The following is an 18,610-nucleotide window of genomic DNA, read 5'->3' on the forward strand; positions in this document are numbered from 1 at the left end:
TCCGGTATGAGGGATGTGCTGAGCCTACAGAGATCTTATGGACTACCGCCGACAGCGTCGAAGGCCCGCGTGAGCACGCCATCGCAACGTCCGTCCGCTTGACACCCTTTGCCCCGTAACGCCGTCAACCCTTCACCGCCCCCACACAATCCCCAGAAACCGCCCAGGCCCCCTGCACCACCCCCTGATAGCTTCGTTCCCTCTCGCAACGCCGTACCCCGGGGGGAACAACCGTGGCCCGCAGCGCCCTCACCATCTCCGCCGCCACCTTCACCGCGACGGCGGCACTGCTCCTGACCGCGTGCGGCGGGGGCGGGGACGACTCGTCGTCGGAGGACATCAAGGGGGCGGACACGGGGGCGGGCAGTTCCTCGCCGTCGGCGTCCGCGTCTGCGGCGGCAGACGCCGGGCGTCCGGAAATCACGCTTCCGAGCAGTTTCCGGCTCACCTTCGAGGACTGGACGGCCGACGACCCCGCCCGGCAGGCAGTCCTGAACGATGGCAAGGAACAACTCCGGGCGGGCTACGCGGCCATCATCGCCGACAACCCCGACAGCGAGGCGCTCGCCTTCTACGACACCGAAGCCGGCCTCTCCCAGGACCGCGAGTGGATCAGGTCGTACACGGACAAGGGACTGACCGTCATCGGTGAGTTGCCGGTGTTCGAACCGGAGGCGACGCTCTTCGCGAAGGAGACCAAGGCGCAGCTGAAGTACTGCACGGACGAGAGCGAAGCACGCACCAAGAACCGCAAGACGGGCAAGGTCGAGGCCAACCCTCCCGGCACCGACCCGAAGGTCGCCTACACGGTGACGATGCAGAAGAACGACCAGGGCGTGTGGCAAGCGGTGTCCACCGAGTCGAAGAGGGGCGGGTGCTCCTGATGCGGTGGCAGTCGAAGTTCCTGGCGGGAACGCTGGCTCCGGTCATCACGCTCGTTCTCGCCAGTACGTCGGCGCAGGCGTTCGGTGGCGGCGGCACCAAGGACGAGACCAGCGGCAGTACGGACGGCAAGGGGTCGCTGTCGTCCTCCGTCTCCAGCATTCGCATCACCTACGTCAGCGGTGGGGACGGTGGCGGCGAGCAGGGCAACCTCACCGCCATCGATCCCGACTGGGAGCCTCCCGCATGCTGGTACGAACCCGCATTCACGCCCGAGCAGCTCAAGAAGTTCGTGGAAACGGACGGTGGGGGCGACGTCGGTATCCATGAATCGTGGTTCGGCGAGGAGTTGTGGACCGACCACTACCGCGACGGCAAGCCGGCGGACAACTTCGACCTGCACAAGCCCACGAACAGCGTCGCCGACGGCTACAAGGACTACAACCTCGGCAAGAAAGGCTACTTCTGGCGAGGCGTGGCGCCCGACGATTCGGACCCTGAGTCCTGGGACTGCGGCCGCATCATGTTCTGGGTCGACGCGAACCAGGTCCCGGACGACCCGCACGCGCCCACCCCGGAGATGCTCGCCGACTACGCGTACAACAAGGTGAAGATCCCGAAGACAGAGGTGGATCTGAAGCCTCAGACCAAGTCCACCGTGAACCTCCCCACCTGGGTCTGGCTCGACAAGGGCACCTTCAAGGAGGTCAAGGTCCGCGCCGAACTCCCCAACACGGGCCTGTGGGCCGAGACCACCGCCAAGCCGGTCGCCCTCCACCTGGAGCCCGGCACGGACGACGCCGAGACCTTCCCCGCCTCCGGCGACTGCGAGATCAATGCCGACGGCTCCATCGGCACGCCGTACACGAAGGGCAAGGCCGACGAGACCCCGCCCTGCGGCATCCGCTATAGGCGCGCCTCGAACGGCGAGCCGTACCAGCTGAAGGCATCGGTCACCTGGGAGATTTCCTGGGAGGGTTCCGGCGGCACCGCGGGCGACCTCCCGGACGGCACCTTCGAGACGACGCAGGACATGCAGGTCCAGGAGATCCAGTCCATCAACCGCTGAACGGATCCTCGGCCCGCTCCGCGGTCATCTCCTTGGCCCGGGAATTCGCCAGGCACGATTCGATGAGCTGCCCGAACACCGCCGCACTCTCGGCATCGACAGTCCGCAGAGCGAAAGCCAACGGCTCGACGCCCTACGCCGCGACGAGGTCACACCACACGTACTTGCCCCGGTTGGCTCCCCTGGCCAGCGGCTGCCACCCCCACACGTCGGCGCACGCCCGCACCAGCGCGAGCCCCCGCCCCTCCTCCGCCTCCGCGAGCGACGCCCACTTTCCCGGCGGCTCGGGCGGTTCGGGGTCGGCGTCCCACGCCCCCACCCGCAGCACGCCGGCCGCCCACCGCACCCGCAGCGCGGCGGGTCCCTTGGTATGGCGTACGGCGTTGGAGACCAGCTCGGCAGCGATCAGTTCGGCGGTGTCCACGAGGCGGATGAGACCGTGCATGGTGAGGATGAGCCGGAGGGTGCGGCGGGAGACGGTGACTGCGCGCAGGTCGTTCGGGATGTAGAGGGTGTACTCCCAGGGGGTGGCTGACTCTGCCGGTCGGGATTCGGGCATGGGTGAACTCCGGTCAGGTGGGAGAGAAGCGGCCGGTGGCATCGCCGCCTCGCCAGGGCATGACGAAGCGGTGCACTTCCGACCTCGGAAGTAGCGCCGCGTATGCGGTACGCCACTGAACGTAGAGCAAAAATTTTTGCCCGCGCAAGCCGTTGCCCTAATCTGACCCTCGTAAGCGGTACATCGGTGGGTGAGTTGAGAGCCGGAGGGGACGCGTGGCACCAAGGAGCCGACCGACGGCGCGGCAGGTACGTCTGGGCACGGAACTGCGCAGACTGCGGGAGGCCGCCGGGCTGAAAGCCCGTGAGGTCGCCGGACTGCTCAGCTCGACTTCGGCTCAGATGAGTCAGGTCGAGGCCGGCTTCGCCGGAGTGAGCGAAGAGCGTGTGCGCCGATTGGCCGCCCACTACGCCTGTTCCGACGACGCCTTGGTCGATGCTCTCGTGGCGATGGCCACCGACCGCACCCACGGTTGGTGGGAGGAGTTCCAGGGCGTCCTTCCCCCGGTCTTCCTGGACGTCGCCGAAGTGGAACAGCATGCGACGTTCCTGCGCGAAGTCGTCATCACGCACGTGCCCGGACTGCTGCAGACCCCGGACTACGCCCGCGCGGTCTTCGGCTACATGGTCCCGGAACTGCCCGACAGCGAGCTGACTCCGCGCGTCGAGCACCGGATGAAGCGCCGGGCAGTCATCGAGCGCGCACCTGCTGTCCCGTACGAGACCATCGTCCACGAAGCCGCGCTGCGCATCCGCGTGGGCGACCGCAAGGTGACTCGCGCCCAACTGCACAGAATCCTGGAGGAGACGGAGAGGGAGAACATCACGGTACGAGTCGTCCCCTTCGACACCGACCACTTCGCCGGTGCCAGCGCCGCCATGATGCACGTGGGCGGCCCTCTACCCCGCCTGGACACCGTGCTGCGCGACTCCCCCAGCGGCACCGCCTTCCTGGACGCCGAATCTCAGCTCGACCGTTTCCGGAAGCTGTTCCGTAAAGTGGAAAAGGCTGCACTCGCCCCCGCCCGGACGCGGGACTTCATCCATAACCTGGCGAAGGAACTGTGAGGCGCGACGCGTGACCGTCCCCATCGACTGGCAGAAGTCCTCCTACTCCGAGGGAGGCGACGGCAACACCTGCGTGGAGATAGCCCCACTCGCCACCCGCGTCGCGATACGTGACTCCAAGGACCCCTCCCAGGGCACAGTGACCGTCCCGGTCGAGGCCTTCACCGCACTCGTCCAGAACCTCAAGACGGCATCCCACTGACCCTCCCCACCCGTGCGATAAGTTCGTACGCACGTTTCGAGCAGCAGGCATCGCACGTGCACGGGGGAGAACACGGTGTCCCACAGGCCGACGGACTGGCACGTACTCGACCTGGAGAAGGACCCGACCCCGGGCGACCCGCAACGCATACGCAAACTCGCCGGCACGCTGCACGACTTCGCCGACGACGTGGCGGAGGCGCTCCGCGACCTCAAGGGCATAGCCAAGGAGGACGAGATCCTCTCTTGGGCGGGCAAGACGGCGGACGTGTTCGCCGAGGAGTTCGAGGACGTCCCGAAGAAGCTACGGAAACTGAAGAAGTCGTACGACCTGGCAGGCGACGCGCTGGCGAGTTTCTGGCCCGACCTCCAGGACGCCCAGGAGAAGGCCGACAAGGCCCTGCGCGACGGCCGTAAGACGCGCGACGAACTCACCACCGCCCAGACGGCGTTGTCGGGAGCGAACGACTGGGTCCGCACCGCTACCGAAAAGGTGGACTCCTACGACCCCGCCAAGAACGGCGGCAAGGACATCCCCAAGCCCGACGAGGCCGACGTACGGCGTGCCACCCGCGACGCCCAGCACGCGAAGGCCCGCCAGGCCACGGCCGAGCGGAACGTCGAGAGCGCGAAGGACGCCCTGGACGCGGCCAGGAAGCTCGCCGCCCAGGCCAAGGGGCTGCGCGAGGACGCCGCGCGCCGGACGGTGACCAAGCTCCAGGAGGCGTCGGACGCCGGTATCCCGAACCGGCACTGGTGGGAGGAGATCGGCGACTGGGTCTCCGACCACTGGGACGAGATCGTCACCGTCTGCAAGTGGGTCGTCGCCGTCGTCGGGATCATCGTGATGATCGTGGGCGGCCCACTGGGGTGGCTGGTGTTCGCGGCGGCCCTGGTCGTGATGGCCGACACGATAAGAAAAGTCATCAAGGGCCAAGCGGGCTGGGGCGACCTCCTATGGGCGGCACTGGACTGTATACCGGCGACCAAGGGCTTCACCAGCCTCGCGAAACTCGGCAAGCTGTGGAAGGCGGGCGGGCTAAAGGCGCTAGGCGCCGGCTTCATGGGAGGTATAGGAGGAGGCCTCAAAAACCTGGCCGACGGTGTGCGCGACTTGAGGAATGTACGTTTCTCACTGTTCAGCATGATGGGCAAAAGTAAATGGTGGAAAGCGGACTCTTCACGCATAGCCCCTCCCAGCCGACACACTGATGACGCTCTCCCCTCCGACATGCCTGTCTACCATAAGCCCGGAGCAACCGCGATCGGATACGATCCAGCGACACTTAGGAACTTTGATGTCGCGAAGCGACTCCCTGGATACCAGGACGTCATCATTCATGGCACGACTGATGGACGGATGGTCGCGGGTCAGGTAAACCGAGCCGGACAAAGGGCAGGGGGACACGACGTTCACCCCAATCACGTGCTTGATACGATAAACCGCATACCCGGCTACAACGGCGAACCGGTACGCATGCTCACCTGCCACTCAGGCGCCGCCCAGCCCGAAGTGATTCAGAACATGGCTAATTCCCTCGGCGTGCCGGTCAAGGCGCCGACCAACGCGGTAGGTGTCCCCAGCTTCGGAGAGGGTCCGTTTACTCCCAAGATCAAGGACGATGGGGTGTGGCTCACCTTCCTGCCCATGGTCTGAGATAGCTGCAACAACCAGGAGCACCCATGATTCGCCCCGTAGGTTTCTTCTCAGAACTCTCTCCCGGATGGGGGTTCCCAGAGGACGGCTCGATCAGAGATGCAGTGCGACCTTCAGGCGAGCGAGATGAGTCGGACATCGTCTCCTACCTGATGAACGGGACAGGAATCTGGAGCGAAATGAGCGCCGGACCTGACGTGTTGAGTCCTGACGGACCGCTACTGACCGGCATCGGATCCCTCTACACCGACGGGGAATGGATCTGGCGCGGAGACCTTCCCCACTATGTGTCCACCCATCACGTCAGTCTACCCGCAGAATTCCTCAGGCATGTCAGAGATTTGGGATACTCGCCTCCGAAGGTACCGGACAGCAGGCTTACCGAGATTGCAGTGGAGGACCTCGGGATGGATATCGGTTAGCTGTTCACGCCAGATACAGAAAGAGATTGTGGTTGCGATGCCCAGCTTCTCCCTCGCCGTTCCGGACTCATGGTGGGAGTTTGACATCCGTCCAGAGGGGCGTGAATCAACGGTACGGACGCTGGTGGACGAACGGGTCCGAGAATCGGCTGAGTTGGCCCCGTACCGCAAGGATGTGACGGCAATGCTCCGCAAGATGGCCAAGGACGCCCACGACTCCGGCGCACTCTATATGGGCTGCATGGCCGAGAATTTCGACGGCGTCCCGCTCTCCGCGACCGTCACCGTCTCCGTGCTCGGTGCCAAGAACAAACAGGGCGCCGCTCTGTCCACCGACCCCCGTGCCATCGCCGAAAGCCTGCGTACGATCACCCCTCGTCGTGAAGGGGACGCCTGGCGAACGGTCACGACCGTGGATCTGCCGGAGGTGGGCATGGCGGCGCGGACGTACGGCGTCGAGGACGTGCCCGTGGCCCAGGGCGACAGTCGTACGCTGCGCATGGTGCTGACCCAGACGTACATTCCCGTCCCGGGAACCACCGACCAGGTCGTCCTCGTCTCCGGGGCCAGCCCGGTGCTGGATCTCGCCGAGGCGTTCCACGACATCTTCGACGCGGTCACCAGCACCTTCCGTTTCGTCTGACTGTTGGGGGCTTCGGGCCATGGGCAAGGGCAAGAGCGACCTCGCGCTGCCGCTCTCCGAGATGGAGGACTACGGGCGCCGGCTGCGGTCTCTGAAGACGCGGCTGAACCACACCAAGAAGCTCTTCGAGTCGTACAAGGACGACATCGGCGACGGCAGCGTCAACGACGCCCTCGGCGACTTCGAGTCCAACTGGGAGGACGGCCGCGAGGACATCACCCAGCAGCTCGACGCCCTCGCCGACATGTCGGACGCCGTGGTCCGGGAGTTCAAGAAGCTCGACGACGACCTCACCAAGAAGGTCAACGATGCCGTGAAGACGGAGGACAAGCGGGGAGGGAAGGACGGCGGCGCATAGTGCGACGCACGGAACTCCGGGGAGGGGCTCACTCGAGAGGAATGGAGAACATGTGGTTGAGCTACGAAGAAGGGGACTGGGTGGAGACGGCCGTGCAGCTGGCTGTCCGCAGGCCCGACGTCACTTCCTCTCCTCCTCCGGAGGTCACACAAGGACTTCCCGCTTCCCTGACTGTGTATGAGAGGTGTCCTGGAGGAGTGAATGGTCAGCTCCTCAAGCTCCTGGAACAGATCGAGCCCTACTCGGCGGAGATCAGCACTCTCGTGGCCCAAGGATATGAAGTATCGATCCGAGTGACGGGCTTCGTCGGGAACGGGAGTAGTTTTTCCCTGACTCCCGACGTGATCACCCGAGTTGCTGCTCTGGACGTTCCGCTCACAGCTCACCCCACCACAAGCAACCGGTAACGGGAAGAATGACGATCTCGGACTCATCGTGGGACAACCCGACGGCCGCCCTTCTCATCTCCGGCAAGGGCCTGACCCCTCGCATCGTCACACAGACACTCGGTATCGTTCCGTCGTCCGCCCTCCTACCGACGAATCGTTCCCGTGTCCAGCCCGACGAACGGGTCTGGGCGGTCCGTATCACTACCACGCCCGACCAGGGATTCGACAGTGCGCTGGACGAGCTGATCGACCTCATGGCCGACAAGTTGCGGGACATTCAGAAGCTCAGTCAGGCCGGGCTCACTGTGCAGATCGACCTGAGTGGCCGGGTGGCCACTCGTGCCGATGGCTTCGTCTCACCGCGCAGCCTGTCGCGCGTGGCCGCTCTGGCCATTCCGCTGTCCTTCACCGTCGGCGTGCCCCTGTCCGAACGCTCCGAGGACGCGTGGGACTCGCTGCCCGCGGCCGACGGTGCTCATCGGGCGCCTGTACAAGGACAGGTGTAACCGGTCCGACATCGATCCCGCCACCGTCGGTGATCAGGACGGTACGGCCGTCGACGCCGAGTGCTCTCTGCGGTGCTGCCTGGACGACCATCGGAGTAAGCGGAACTCGGTATCTCCTCGGGCTCGTGCCTGACGGTCCTCAGCGGTTCACCGACTGGATCTCCTGCACCGTCACGTCCTGCGTGGCGCCGAACGTGCCCTCCGGGAGGTCGCCGCCCTCGCCCGTGGTGCTGGTCCACGAGATCTTCCAGGTGACGGTGGCCTGCAAGGCGTACGCGCCGTCGGAGCCCGAGGCGCGGAGGTAGGTGACGCCGCAAGGTGGGGTGTCGTTCGCCTTGCCGTCCGCGTACGGCTCGCCGATGCTGCCGTCGGCGTTGATCTCGCAGTCGCCCGATGCGGGGTAGGTACGGGCGTCGCTCGTGCCCGGGTCGATGTGGAGGGAGACGGGTTCGGCGGTGGTGGTGGCGGAGAGGCCCGTGCCGGGGAGGCTGGCGGTGACGGAGATCTTCTTGAACCTGGCCTTGTCGAGCCAGATCCAGGTGGGGAGGTTCACCTTTGTGGCTCCGGCCGGCTTCATCTCGATTTCGGTGCCGGGGACCGGGAGTTCGTCATAGGCGTATTCGGCGAGAATCTGCGGAGACACGGCCAGCGGCTCCTCGGGCACCTGGCCCTCGTCCACCCAGAACGGCTGCTTGTTGCACGAGTTGGCCTCCGGGTCATCCAATCGGTTGGGGTTCTTCACCGCAGCCCAGAACATTCCCTCGCCCTGCTTGTCGAGGTTGTAGTTCTTGTAGGGCTCGCCATCCTTGTAGTACGAATCCAGCGAGTCACCGATGAAGTCTCCGACACCTCTCAGGAAGAACAGGCCGTCGAGTCCCCGCCACAGCTTCACGGTCTTCTCGATCTGCTTGGGTGAGAACGCGGGCTCGTACCAGCAGGCGGGTGGCGTCCAGTTGCTGTTCTCCGGCGTGAGCGTGCCCGTGCCGGTCGGCTCCGAACTGCCGTTCACACTGGTCGTGACCTTGGTCTCGGCCCTGATGACGCCGTCCCCAGTGGAGCCTGTGGCGTTGCCCTCCGTGCCACCGCCGGCGTCACGGCCGCCACCGGCGACGGCCACGGACGGCACTGCCGTCACGGCGAGGGCAAGGGCGGGGACGAGGAGCCTCCGTGTTGCAGTGGGGCGACGCATCACATGCACCTCTTCGCCGCATCGGTCGAGGACACGCTCGTGGTCTGCCACACCCCTTCTGCGTTCTTCTCCAGCCGGGTGTTGTAGAAGACGTAGTCGCTGGGCGATCCCGTGACGGAGCGGTCGACCTTGCCCGTCTTGCGGTCCTTCGGGTACGTGCCGGTCGCGTCCATGCAGTACGTGACCGTCGCGGATCCGTCCTTCGCCAACGTGACCTCACGGTCGTAGTAGCGGGTCTCGCCCGTGAAGCTACGGTTGTTGTCGTAGAAGGACTTGATGTAGGTGGCAGCCGACATGAGGGCTGCGTCCTTCGAGTAGAACTCCAGCGCCGGGTGCTTCTCCGCGTCCACGACGATCGCCTCGTCGATCGAGTTGATGCGCCGCTCATTGTCGGCCAGCACCGCGTCCTTGACCGGGTCACCGGTCGCACCGCCCTCGAAGACGTTCTTCACGTCGGACGGCAGCTTGATCTCCGGACGGTCGACGCCGTCCTCGCTCGCCGAAGGCGACGGCGGCGCCGACGCCGAAGCCCCCGTGTCCGCTCCCGCGATCTTGTCCTTGCCGGAGTCCTCGGAGTCCGAGCCGCCGCAGCCGGAGAGGAGCAGGGCGACCGCTGCCGTCAGGGCGGCGGCGGCGATGGTCGGGCGTGTGCGCATGGGAGTCGTACCTCCGTTGGTGGGGGGATGGAAGCGAGGGGCGGGAGGGTGGCGGCGCGTGGGTCAGCCCACCTCGTTCTCCGCCACCGCCTGCCCGTGGACGACCACGTCGCCGCCGTAGAACATCCCCGTGAAGACCGGGGAGTAGGTGAGCTGGACCTCGACCTGCACCTGCGCGGCGTCGGCCACCACGCAATGCGTCCCGGCGATGTCCGCGCCGGTCATGTTCATCTCGGCGGCGAAGGCCTTGACCCTCGCGTCGCAGTTCTCGTAGTTGATGGGGGCGGGGCCGCCCACGTCGTCGTAGAGGGCCTCGCGGTCGATGTCCTGGGCGGCGTAGCGGGCGGCCTGCTCGGCGATGTCCGCGGCGCGTTCCCGCTTGGAGATGGACATGCCGCCGTCGATGACGAAGGCCGAGAGGGCGAGGAACACCAGGGCGAAGATGATGACCGCGCCGGCGCCCGAGCCGCGGTCGTCCAAGTGGGCGCGCAGGTGGGCTAGCCGGCCGCGTACGAGGGATCTCACGCCGTCCTCCGGTACGGGTCCAGCGGGGAGCTGAAGGTCGCCGAGAGGGTGGTGGGTATGTCGAGCCCGATCATCGCCAGGCCGCGCACCTCGCAGCTGACCTCCACCGTGAAGAGGGTGTCGGGCTCGAAGCCCGCGCTCTTCTGGACGACCGAGACCGGGCCGGAGCAGACGTCCGCGAGGTTGGCCTCGGCGGCCCTCTTCGCCTCGGCGATCGCCGTGCCGTGGTCCTTCTGGATGGAGCCCGCGCGGGCGGCGTCCCGGGCGGCGCCGTCGAGGGCGCCGCGGCCTTCGACCAGCTGGCCGAAGGCCACCAGGACGAGGATGAAGAGGATCATCACCGGGGCGAGGATGACCACCTCGATGGTGGACAGGCCGTCGTCGTCCGATGTCCGGCGGCGGTTCCCGGGCGCCGTCGGGCCGAGGACGCGCAGGGTGACACGCATTCAGTTCCCCCCGTCCTCGACGAAGCGCTCCACCGGCCCCATCGACTCCGCGTGCACCGTCAGGTCCAGCCCCGGGAACACCGTCGGGATGCGGGCCGTGATCTCCACGCCGACCGTGTCCTGTTGCGGCTGGAGCGTCTTCACGTTCGGTGCGATGACCAGTTGGGGGCCCAGTTGGCTGATGTAGCTGTCGACCACGTTCTGCGCCTCGCCGCGCCAGCCGCCGGGCTGGGCGTCGGCCGTCGCGCGGGCCTTGCGGGCGCCGGCCTGGGCCGCCGCCTGTGCCACGTGGTCGGCGAAGAAGTACAGCCCGAACTGCACCGTCGCGAAGATCATGAAGAACAGGACCGGGGTGAGCAGTACGAACTCGATCGCGGTCATGCCGGAATCGCCGCGGGTGGCCGCCGCCTCGCGCGCGGTCTCCACCCTGCGGCGCACCCGTCTCAGCATGCTCCCCGGCATCCCCGTCAACCCCGTTCGTCGCGTCGTGCGATCAGCAGGTGCTGCCCGCGTCCGCGCCCTTGATGCAGTCGCCGACCTTGTTCGCGCCCTCGCTGAGGGCGGCGTTGATGATGGCGGCCACCACGCCGACGATCGCCACGACGACCGCCGAGATGATGACCCACTCGACGGCGGACGCACCGCGGTCCAGTTCGCCGGAACGGGCGCGGTCCACGCGGGCGCGCAGGAAGGTGATCAGGAAGTCCACGGGCACGATGCCCGTGGTGCCGGTGCGGAGGTTCCGTCCGTTCATGTGGAATTCTGTCCTCTCGTATCAGTTTCTGGAAGCGAAGCCGCTTTTGAGCCTCTTGGCCCTCTGGAGCCGAGAAAGCCGCCGCGTCACACCTGAAACACCCGCATCGCCGCCGGATAGATCAGGAACACCAGGAACCCGGCGCACAGCAGGAGCTGGGCCACGAGCATCGACTGGGACTTCTCCCCCGCGCTGCCCTCGATCTCGGCGAGTTCGCGGTGCCGCATGGTCTCGGCGCGGGAGGCGAGGGACTCGCGGACCTTGGCGCCGTCGTCGGCGACCAGGGCGAGGGAGGCGGAGAGATCCTTGAGTTCCTCGACGCCCAGGTCCTCGCCGAGCTGTCCGAGCGCCTGCCACTGGCTGATGCCCGTGATGCGCGCGTCCGACAGGGCGTTGCGGATGCGGTGGGTCGCCCAGCCGTCCGACACCTCCGCCGCCGCCATCAGCGCCTCGGGCAGACCACGGCCGCCGGCCAGGCTCATGGAGACCAGGTCCAGGTACGCGCCGATCACGCGCCGCAGGTCACGGCGCTTCTCGGCGGCGTCCCGGCGTACCTCCAGGTCGGGGAGGAAGAAGAAGATCACCGCGCAGAGCAGGGCCAGCCAGACGGGGATGACCGGGCTGTCGTTGAAGCCGAGGGTCCACACGATCGCGAACAGGAACGGCCCGAAGAACAGGCCGCCCACCGCCAGCAGCGCCTTGGTCGCCAGGAACTTCTCCCAGCTGCGGTCCAGCACCGCCAGGTCCGCGCGCAGCGAGCGCTGCTCCCAGCCCTGCTGCAGGTACAGCTCGGCGACGCGGGCACCGACCTGGGCGCGCAGCGTGCCGAAGCGGCCGGTGTCCTTCGCCGTGCGCGACGACGATTCGTACGCCGCCCCGCGCGCCCGCATCGCGTCGATGCGGGCGACCTGCTGGATCGGGCTCTGCCTGCTCGGCATCAGGGCGCGGACCAGGGCGTAGATGCCCAGGCCGATGACCGCGCCGACCAGGACCGGCATCGTCAGGTTCATCGTCGTACCCCCTCGTCCCCAGACGCCTGAGACGGCTGGGACGGTTGCGGCAGGCGCTGCGCGGTCTGGCCCGGCTGGGCAGCCGCGTGCTGCGGCTGACCCGGCGTCCGGGGGCGGACGAACTGGACGTCGGAGTGGTCCCGGACGAGGAAGCGCTCCGGTGTCTCGATGGTCGACAGCTTGCGCAGCCACCAGAAGCCCAGCGCGAACAGTCCGCACACGCAGGCCAGGACGAGCTGGCCGACGGGTGATCCGTACGGCTCGACGAAGTCCCGGTTGAAGATGGACAGGCCGAGGACGAAGAGGACCGACACCGCGACCACGATCTGGACGGAACGGCGGGTCGAGGCGCGCTGGGCCATCACGCGCTGGCGCATGTCGACCTCCTCGCGCGCCGACTTGGCGAGCGCGCCGAGGACCTGGCGCAGACCGGGGCCGCGCAGCCGCGCGTTGAGGATCAGGGCGGCGACGATGATGTCGGCGGACGCGTCGTCGATCTCGTCGGCGAGGTGCTGGAGCGCGTCGGGCAGCGGGGTGCGCGAGCGCAGCCGGTCGACCAGGGCGTCCAGGTGCGGGCGCAGTACGGGCGCGGCGGCGCGGGCGGAGGCCGGGATGGCCTGCTCCAGGCCTACGGCGCCGGCGATGGTGTCGCGCAGGGACTCCGTCCAGGAGGCCAGGGCCTCCACCCGCTTCATGGCGGCGCGTTCCTCGGCGGCGCCGCCGAAGAGGCGGTCCCAGAAGAAGACGAGGACGCCGGCGGCGATGCCCAGGACCGCCCAGCGGGTGACGAGCAGGACGACGAGGCCGACGATGGCCGCGAGGGAGCCGCGCTGACCGGCCCAGCGGATCAGTTCGTTGGCCCGCTCGGTGGCCTGGCGCTTCTCGTGCTCGGGCTTGGCGGGCAGGCCGCGTACGGCGAGCAGGAGCAGGGCGATGCCGCCGCCGACGGCGACGCCGCAGCCGAGGGCGTACAGGACGGTGGTGGAGAACAGGCCGCCCATGGAGCCGAGGGAGTCGAGCGCGGCCAGAGTGGTGTGCGTGGTGGTCATGTGCGTCACCCCCACGTTCCGTTGGGCCGGTAGCCGTAGGCGATGAGTTCCTCCAGGCAGGCTATGGGGGCGTGCGGTACGACCCGGCCGTCGGGGGTCTCGGCGAAGACCTCGCTGGAGAGGACGCGTCCGTCGACGCCGTTGACCTCGCGGACGGAGGTGACCATGCGCTGGAGGCGTCCGCCGCTGTGGAAGTTGTTGCGCCGCTGGATGAAGACGACGAAGTTGACGGCGCCGGCCACCAGCATCTGACTGGCCTCGATCGGCAGCCGTTCGGCGGCCTGGAGGGCGTACGTCGAGATGCGGTTGAAGACCTCGTGCGAGCTGTTGGCGTGGATCGTGGACAGCGAGCCGTCGTTGCCCTGCGACATCGCGTTGAGCATGGTCACGATCTCGTCGCCCAGCACCTCACCGACGATGACGCGGGAGGGGTTCATACGGAGGGACCGGCGGACCAGCTCCGCCATGCTGATGGTGCCCTGGCCCTCGGAGTTCGGCAGCCGCTCCTCGAAGGCCACCACGTTGGGGTGGAGGTCGGGGAAGGTGTCGAGGCCCAGCTCCAGCGCCCGCTCGACGGTGATCAGGCGCTCGTTGGGGGGGATCTCGTTGGCGAGGGCACGCAGCAGCGTCGTCTTGCCCGCGTTGGTCGCGCCCGCGATCATGATGTTCTTGCGGGCCCGGACCGCGCAGGCCAGGAAGTGGCCCAGCTCCGGGGTGAGGGTGCCGTTGCCGACCAGGTCGGAGATGAAGACCTTGCCCATGCGGGCGCGACGGATGGACAGCGCCGGGCGCCGGGCGACGTCCATGACCGCAGACAGACGCGAACCGTCCGGCAGCCGCAGGTCCAGCTGCGGGTTGGCGGAGTCGAAGGGGCGGGAGGAGAGGCCGGAGTAGGCGCCGAGGATCTGGATCAGCTCGATCAGCTCCTCGTCGGTCTCGGCGACCGGCTCGCCGCGCTCCTCGCGCCCGTCTGAGTAGCCGACGAAGACCTGGTCGCAGCCGTTGATGTCGATGTTCTCGACCTCGGGGTCGTCCAGCAGCGGCTGGAGCCGCCCCACGCCGAACAGCGCGGCGTGCACGGCGGCGGCGTACGCCTCCTCCGTCTCCGCGTCCAGCGGCGTGCGCCCGGCGTTGATCTCGGCGCGGGCGTACTCCTCCAGGATCTGCGCGATGACGGCACGCGCGTACTGCCGTTCGTCCTCGGTGGACATCGGCGTGACGCCGCTGACCTGGTCCTGGCGACGCTGCTCGGCGATGCGGTCACCGGCGTCCTGCCGGAACCGCTTGACCAACGAGTGGTCGACAGCGGTCATCGGCCGGCCCCCGCGTGGCCGTTCATGTCGGTGCCGGCGGGCCCGGTCGGTGCGGACCAGGCGGCGCCGAACTGCTGGTACAGGTCCGAGGTGACCTTGCGGGCGGAACGGATGAGCAGCGACTTCTCCAGCCGGCCGCGCCTGCGTCCCGCCAACTGGTCCGCTCCGGCCGGGTCGTCGGCGATGGTGCCGACCACGCGGGCGCCGGTCTGGGCGGCCACCAGCATGTCGTTGACCTGGCCCGAGAGTTTGGCCGCGTTGTTGGTGTCGGCGACGAGGACGACGCCGATCAGGGGCATGCCGAGGCTCGCGGCGCCGCGCGGGCCGCCGTGCAGCTTGTTGGACAGCGCGGCGGCGCGGTCGCGGACGCGGGCGATGGCCTCCGGCTCGGTACGGGAGATCAACAGGACCAACGAGGCGTGCGGGAACAGCTCGGTGGCCGGGGAGTCGCCGCTGATGCGGCCGCAGTCGGCGATGACGTCGGCGGGCGCGTTCGGGGACTCGGCGAGGGAGGCGAAGGCCCGGCCGAGGGTGGGCCACAGGCCCGCGAGACCGGCGGCCTGCTCGGAGATGCCGAGTCCGACGAGGACCTCGAGGCCGCCGCTGAGGGGCTGCACGTGGTCCCAGAGCTGGTCGGGGACGAGGCCGCGGCGCGCGGTCGCGGCGATCGAGAGCATGCCGGTGTTGGGGTTGAGCGGCCCGCCGTGCGCGGCGGCGGACCGGTACACCAGGTCGCCGCCCGCCGGGTCGGTCTCGGCGAGCAGGACGCGTCGCGGCCAGACCGCCGCGAGGGCGACGGCCGCGGTGGTGACGCCGGGGGAACCCTTGTCGGCGGCGAGGGCGATGAGGGCCATGGGTGGTTGGTCGCCTTCTACTTGCCGGGGACGCGCACGATGGCGACCTCGCCGGCGGAGGCCGCCGAGGCCAAGGCTGCCGCGTCGGCCTCGTCCACGAGGAGGGTGAGCGACTTGCTGCCCGTGCTGACGGTGGAGTCGCTGTCCTTCGTGACGATCTCCACGCGAGCCTCGGCGATGAGCGCGTTGGAGGAGGACGACGACGAGTCGTTGTCGGAGGCGTCCGAGCTGCCGGCGCTCCGGGTGCCGACGCGGTAGGCAGCCACGCTGTCGCCGCTCTTGATGTCCGAGGGGTACTGCCCCTCCTTGAGGGCCACACCGACGGACGCCTTGCCGGCGGGCAGCTTGGCCTCCTTGGCGAACATCTCGCCGACGACGACGGAACCCGCGGGGATCGCGGACACGGCCTTGTACGTCTTGATCGTGTCGAACTGTTCCCACTTGACGTAGTGGATACCGGGGTCGTCCGCGACCATCACCGAGGTCGAGTTGCTCTTGCTGATGGAGCCGCCCGCCGGGATGGGGGCCGTCACCTTGACGACCTCGACCCGGTCCCCGGCCCGCAGCACCAGCATCGTCGCACCCAGCGCGCCCAGCAGGATCAGCAGCACCGCCAGCGCGGCCAGCGCGGGTTTGCGCTCGCGAGGAGGGCTGGGAAGCCGGTCACCGACCGATGGCTGAACCGGAGCCGCGGAACGTCCCGCTCCCGCCCCCGTACGCTCCTGGATCTTCACGCAACCGCTCCCCGTACACCCAAGAAATTGTCTGCCGCGTACTCGCTCGAGCAGCAGTCACCGCTCAAGCAAGCGCAATCGTCTGTAAATTCGGACACTTCACTCGTGTCCGCCCGACCGGTGGCGTCCCGGGACAACCCCTGACGCACCCGCCTGACCTGGGCGAATAGCCAGCAGCGAGGCGGGTGTCAAGCCATCGCACCGTATCAGCCGCACATAAGCCCCTCAAGGCTCGCCCGACCCCTCGGGCCTCGCACCTCCCACCGTTATCCCTCTGCAACTTCGTTACAGCTCAACCCCTTTGAGAGCAGCTCGACGGTCACCCGTTCAACTGTGCGCGCGCGAATCCGACCGCATCACGGCCGGACACCGTCCGCGTGCTGTTCGTCACCGTGCGGCCATGATGCCTGCACGGTTCACTCACGAAGGCGCAGACGGCCCGTGCCATGATCTTCGCTCGGACCGGTGAACGATCGGTACAGCGCAGGGGGAGACGATGGACCTGCTTCCGGTGAACGGGGCAGCACTGGCCACCGATGCCAGGGTTCTGGCGGCAGTCCGGACCATCAGCACGCGTCACGGCCTCGACTACACCGACGACACGGCGGTGACCGCGCTCCTCGCCGAGCGGCGGCGGGCCTTGGAGGCGGAACAGCGTCGGCCTGCGGCGTGGCTGGGGGTGCTGGCGGTGACGGCCGGTCTGCTCCTTCCCTTCGTCGTTCCGATGGCCCCCGCGCTGACCGACCATCTCTTCGCCGCGCTCGGTGCCGCCGGGTGTCTGCTCGTCGTCGGCGTGGCGCTGGTGGTGCACGCGCGCACCGCCTGGAAGCGCGCGCTGACCCACGCCCCGCTCGCCGGCTACCGCGAGGTGCTCGGTGTGGCCCGCGCGCACGGCATTCCGCTGACGCACGTACCGGCGTGGCTGGAGGGCCGCTCGTCGACCGGGGACGGGAAGGGCGCGGCACCGATTCCGACGTACACGGCGGTCGAGCCGCTGCCGGACGACGCACTGCGCGACGAAACGCTGCCGGGTCCGGCACCGTCCCAGGGTGCGGCCGAGCCCGTCACCGCCCAGGCCGCCGCACCGGTCGCCGTACCGCCGAAACCCGAAGCCGTCCGGTCGTACGAGACGATGGCCGACGTCGGCGGCTGGCACGACGAAACGGGCTGTCTGCTGATCCTGGTCGGCGCGGGCGGCGCCATGTGGGCCGCCACTTCCGCCGAACCCGTCGGCTACGGCGCCCTCCTCCTCGTCCCCCTCGCCGTGTACGTCTGGCTGGTCGGCCGCCGGCAGGGCAGGGAGAAGGAGCGGTTGCGGGAAGCGGCGCTGGCTTACGTCCAGGAGGTCGCGGCAGCGCAGGCGGCCGGGGCCAAGGTGCCCGAACTCTCGTCCGAGCTTCGCAAACTGACAGAAACACCGCACGCTTGACCGAGCGCCTTCACCCTCCCGTCCTTCCCCGACCTCCCGTCTCCCCCTCACCCGCACTCCGCGCCCCACCGAGGAGCCCTCCATGAAGCGCGCCGCCCCGGCCGCCCTCGCCGTCCTGTCCGCCCTTTCCCTCGCCGCGCTCACCGCGTGCGGCGGGGACTCAGGCTCGGACGCGGACTCGGCGGAGAAGCCGGCGTCGACCGCCTCGCGGGAGCAGCAACCGACGCCGGAAGAGCGGCTGAAGCAATTGGTGATCACCGAGGCGGACGTCTCCGGCATGAAGGTGACCGACGCGGACGTGGCGTCCGACAACAGCGAGTACGCCTTCGCCAAGTCCCCGCAGGAGGTCACCGTCGAGAAGTCCGCCCGCGCCCCACTCGCCCACGCCATGAACCAACTCCCCCTCGGCGAACCGCAGGCCGACCTCACGCGTTCCCTCAGCTCGTCCCTCAACGAGCCCTTCACGTACGTGATGCTCACGACGTACGAGTCCGCCAAGGCCGCCTCCGCCGTGGCCGGCCTGTCCGGGGCCCTGGACGCCTGCGCCGGCGGCTTCACCGCCAGGGCCAACGGCAACACGAGCGCCTACGACTCCGTGACCGCCGAGGAGCCCGTGGCAGAGGCCGGTGACGAGTCGCTCGCCTTCCGGTCGACGCTGGCGTTCCGGGGCGCCACCCATACCGTGCACGGCCAGGCCGTACGCAGCGGTGACGTCGTCGCCGTGTACTTCTCCGTCGACGGCATGGCCATCGCGAACGCGAGGCCCAGCGACGCGAAGCTGCCGGCTGCGGTGGTGAAGGCGCAGAACGCCAAGCTCTCGTCCGCCGAGGACGTGGAAGAGCTGGCGCGTTCGTTGGCAGTCTTCGTGCCGTGAGCCAAGAGATGGCACCGTCCGGAA

Annotated in this window: 23 protein-coding genes; 11 read left to right on the forward strand and 12 right to left on the reverse strand. The window is 68.3% G+C overall.

The genetic code is table 11. From position 1 onward, the window contains the following. Positions 1-233: 233 nt before the first annotated feature. Together IE142_RS06770 and IE142_RS06775 are read left to right on the forward strand one after the other, a co-directional pair. The gene (locus IE142_RS06770; RefSeq protein ID WP_191884821.1) at positions 234-884 is read left to right on the forward strand and encodes a hypothetical protein; all 651 of its coding nucleotides are present in this window, start codon (positions 234-236) and stop codon (positions 882-884) included. Continuing rightward, positions 884-1,951: a hypothetical protein gene (locus IE142_RS06775; protein ID WP_191885057.1), complete on the forward strand. Its 1,068-nt coding sequence runs from the start codon at positions 884-886 to the stop codon at positions 1,949-1,951. The genes IE142_RS06770 and IE142_RS06775 overlap by 1 nt, the downstream gene beginning before the upstream one ends. A 133-nt stretch (positions 1,952-2,084) precedes the next feature. Here the strand turns inward: IE142_RS06775 and IE142_RS06780 are convergent, their stop codons facing one another. Beyond that, positions 2,085-2,510, reverse strand: a complete 426-nt coding sequence (locus IE142_RS06780) for an ATP-binding protein (RefSeq protein ID WP_191884822.1) — start codon at positions 2,508-2,510, stop codon at positions 2,085-2,087. A 215-nt stretch (positions 2,511-2,725) separates the two neighbouring features. Here IE142_RS06780 and IE142_RS06785 point away from each other — a divergent pair, with 215 nt between their 5' ends. The 7 genes from IE142_RS06785 (at position 2,726) to IE142_RS06815 (ending at position 7,753) form a co-directional block, all read left to right on the forward strand. Beyond that, on the forward strand, positions 2,726-3,577 hold the full coding sequence (locus tag IE142_RS06785; RefSeq protein WP_191884823.1) for a helix-turn-helix domain-containing protein: 852 nt from the start codon (positions 2,726-2,728) through the stop codon (positions 3,575-3,577). 10 nt (positions 3,578-3,587) lie between these two features. Then, positions 3,588-3,779 (forward strand): DUF397 domain-containing protein, encoded by a 192-nt coding sequence (locus tag IE142_RS06790; RefSeq protein ID WP_191884824.1) that lies wholly within the window; start codon positions 3,588-3,590, stop codon positions 3,777-3,779. A gap of 75 nt (positions 3,780-3,854) precedes the next feature. After that, positions 3,855-5,435: a DUF8616 domain-containing protein gene (locus tag IE142_RS06795; RefSeq protein ID WP_191884825.1), complete on the forward strand. Its 1,581-nt coding sequence runs from the start codon at positions 3,855-3,857 to the stop codon at positions 5,433-5,435. A gap of 26 nt (positions 5,436-5,461) precedes the next feature. Beyond that, the gene (locus IE142_RS36340; protein WP_229830187.1) at positions 5,462-5,857 is read left to right on the forward strand and encodes a hypothetical protein; all 396 of its coding nucleotides are present in this window, start codon (positions 5,462-5,464) and stop codon (positions 5,855-5,857) included. Between the two features lie 37 nt (positions 5,858-5,894). Continuing rightward, positions 5,895-6,500 (forward strand): hypothetical protein, encoded by a 606-nt coding sequence (locus IE142_RS06805; protein WP_191884826.1) that lies wholly within the window; start codon positions 5,895-5,897, stop codon positions 6,498-6,500. Between the two features lie 19 nt (positions 6,501-6,519). After that, positions 6,520-6,858 carry a hypothetical protein gene (locus IE142_RS06810; RefSeq protein ID WP_191884827.1) on the forward strand — a complete coding sequence of 113 codons (339 nt, stop codon included), beginning with the start codon at positions 6,520-6,522 and terminating at the stop codon, positions 6,856-6,858. 415 nt (positions 6,859-7,273) lie between these two features. After that, a complete protein-coding gene (locus IE142_RS06815) occupies positions 7,274-7,753 on the forward strand; it encodes a DUF4279 domain-containing protein (RefSeq protein ID WP_191884828.1) in 480 nt (159 codons plus the stop codon). Between the two features lie 139 nt (positions 7,754-7,892). Here the strand turns inward: IE142_RS06815 and IE142_RS06820 are convergent, their stop codons facing one another. From IE142_RS06820 to IE142_RS06870, 11 genes are all read right to left on the reverse strand, one after another. Beyond that, positions 7,893-8,942, reverse strand: coding sequence for a hypothetical protein (locus IE142_RS06820; protein WP_191884829.1), 1,050 nt, complete (start codon positions 8,940-8,942; stop codon positions 7,893-7,895). Next, positions 8,942-9,598, reverse strand: a complete 657-nt coding sequence (locus IE142_RS06825) for a hypothetical protein (protein WP_191884830.1) — start codon at positions 9,596-9,598, stop codon at positions 8,942-8,944. The genes IE142_RS06820 and IE142_RS06825 overlap by 1 nt, the downstream gene beginning before the upstream one ends. Before the next feature lie 63 nt (positions 9,599-9,661). Further along, the gene (locus IE142_RS06830; protein WP_191884831.1) at positions 9,662-10,123 is read right to left on the reverse strand and encodes a TadE/TadG family type IV pilus assembly protein; all 462 of its coding nucleotides are present in this window, start codon (positions 10,121-10,123) and stop codon (positions 9,662-9,664) included. After that, positions 10,120-10,569: a TadE/TadG family type IV pilus assembly protein gene (locus IE142_RS06835; protein WP_191884832.1), complete on the reverse strand. Its 450-nt coding sequence runs from the start codon at positions 10,567-10,569 to the stop codon at positions 10,120-10,122. The genes IE142_RS06830 and IE142_RS06835 overlap by 4 nt, the downstream gene beginning before the upstream one ends. Beyond that, positions 10,570-11,019, reverse strand: a complete 450-nt coding sequence (locus IE142_RS06840; RefSeq protein ID WP_229830190.1) for a TadE family protein — start codon at positions 11,017-11,019, stop codon at positions 10,570-10,572. A gap of 43 nt (positions 11,020-11,062) precedes the next feature. Continuing rightward, a complete protein-coding gene (locus IE142_RS06845; RefSeq protein ID WP_043381290.1) occupies positions 11,063-11,323 on the reverse strand; it encodes a hypothetical protein in 261 nt (86 codons plus the stop codon). 86 nt (positions 11,324-11,409) lie between these two features. Beyond that, the gene (locus IE142_RS06850; protein WP_191884834.1) at positions 11,410-12,333 is read right to left on the reverse strand and encodes a type II secretion system F family protein; all 924 of its coding nucleotides are present in this window, start codon (positions 12,331-12,333) and stop codon (positions 11,410-11,412) included. Continuing rightward, positions 12,330-13,382, reverse strand: coding sequence for a type II secretion system F family protein (locus tag IE142_RS06855; RefSeq protein ID WP_191884835.1), 1,053 nt, complete (start codon positions 13,380-13,382; stop codon positions 12,330-12,332). Before IE142_RS06855 ends, IE142_RS06850 begins: the two co-directional genes overlap by 4 nt. 5 nt (positions 13,383-13,387) lie before the next feature. Next, positions 13,388-14,695 (reverse strand): TadA family conjugal transfer-associated ATPase, encoded by a 1,308-nt coding sequence (locus tag IE142_RS06860; protein WP_043381296.1) that lies wholly within the window; start codon positions 14,693-14,695, stop codon positions 13,388-13,390. After that, a complete protein-coding gene (locus IE142_RS06865) occupies positions 14,692-15,549 on the reverse strand; it encodes a hypothetical protein (RefSeq protein ID WP_191884836.1) in 858 nt (285 codons plus the stop codon). Before IE142_RS06865 ends, IE142_RS06860 begins: the two co-directional genes overlap by 4 nt. A gap of 17 nt (positions 15,550-15,566) precedes the next feature. Then, positions 15,567-16,283, reverse strand: coding sequence for a hypothetical protein (locus IE142_RS06870; RefSeq protein ID WP_191884837.1), 717 nt, complete (start codon positions 16,281-16,283; stop codon positions 15,567-15,569). Between the two features lie 496 nt (positions 16,284-16,779). Here IE142_RS06870 and IE142_RS06875 point away from each other — a divergent pair, with 496 nt between their 5' ends. Both IE142_RS06875 and IE142_RS06880 read left to right on the forward strand, forming a co-directional pair. Then, positions 16,780-17,712: a hypothetical protein gene (locus IE142_RS06875; RefSeq protein WP_191884838.1), complete on the forward strand. Its 933-nt coding sequence runs from the start codon at positions 16,780-16,782 to the stop codon at positions 17,710-17,712. An 82-nt stretch (positions 17,713-17,794) separates the two neighbouring features. Then, on the forward strand, positions 17,795-18,586 hold the full coding sequence (locus IE142_RS06880) for a hypothetical protein (protein ID WP_191884839.1): 792 nt from the start codon (positions 17,795-17,797) through the stop codon (positions 18,584-18,586). Positions 18,587-18,610 lie beyond the last annotated feature (24 nt).

The organism is Streptomyces mutabilis (genome assembly GCF_014649815.1).
GTDB lineage: Bacteria > Actinomycetota > Actinomycetes > Streptomycetales > Streptomycetaceae > Streptomyces > Streptomyces mutabilis.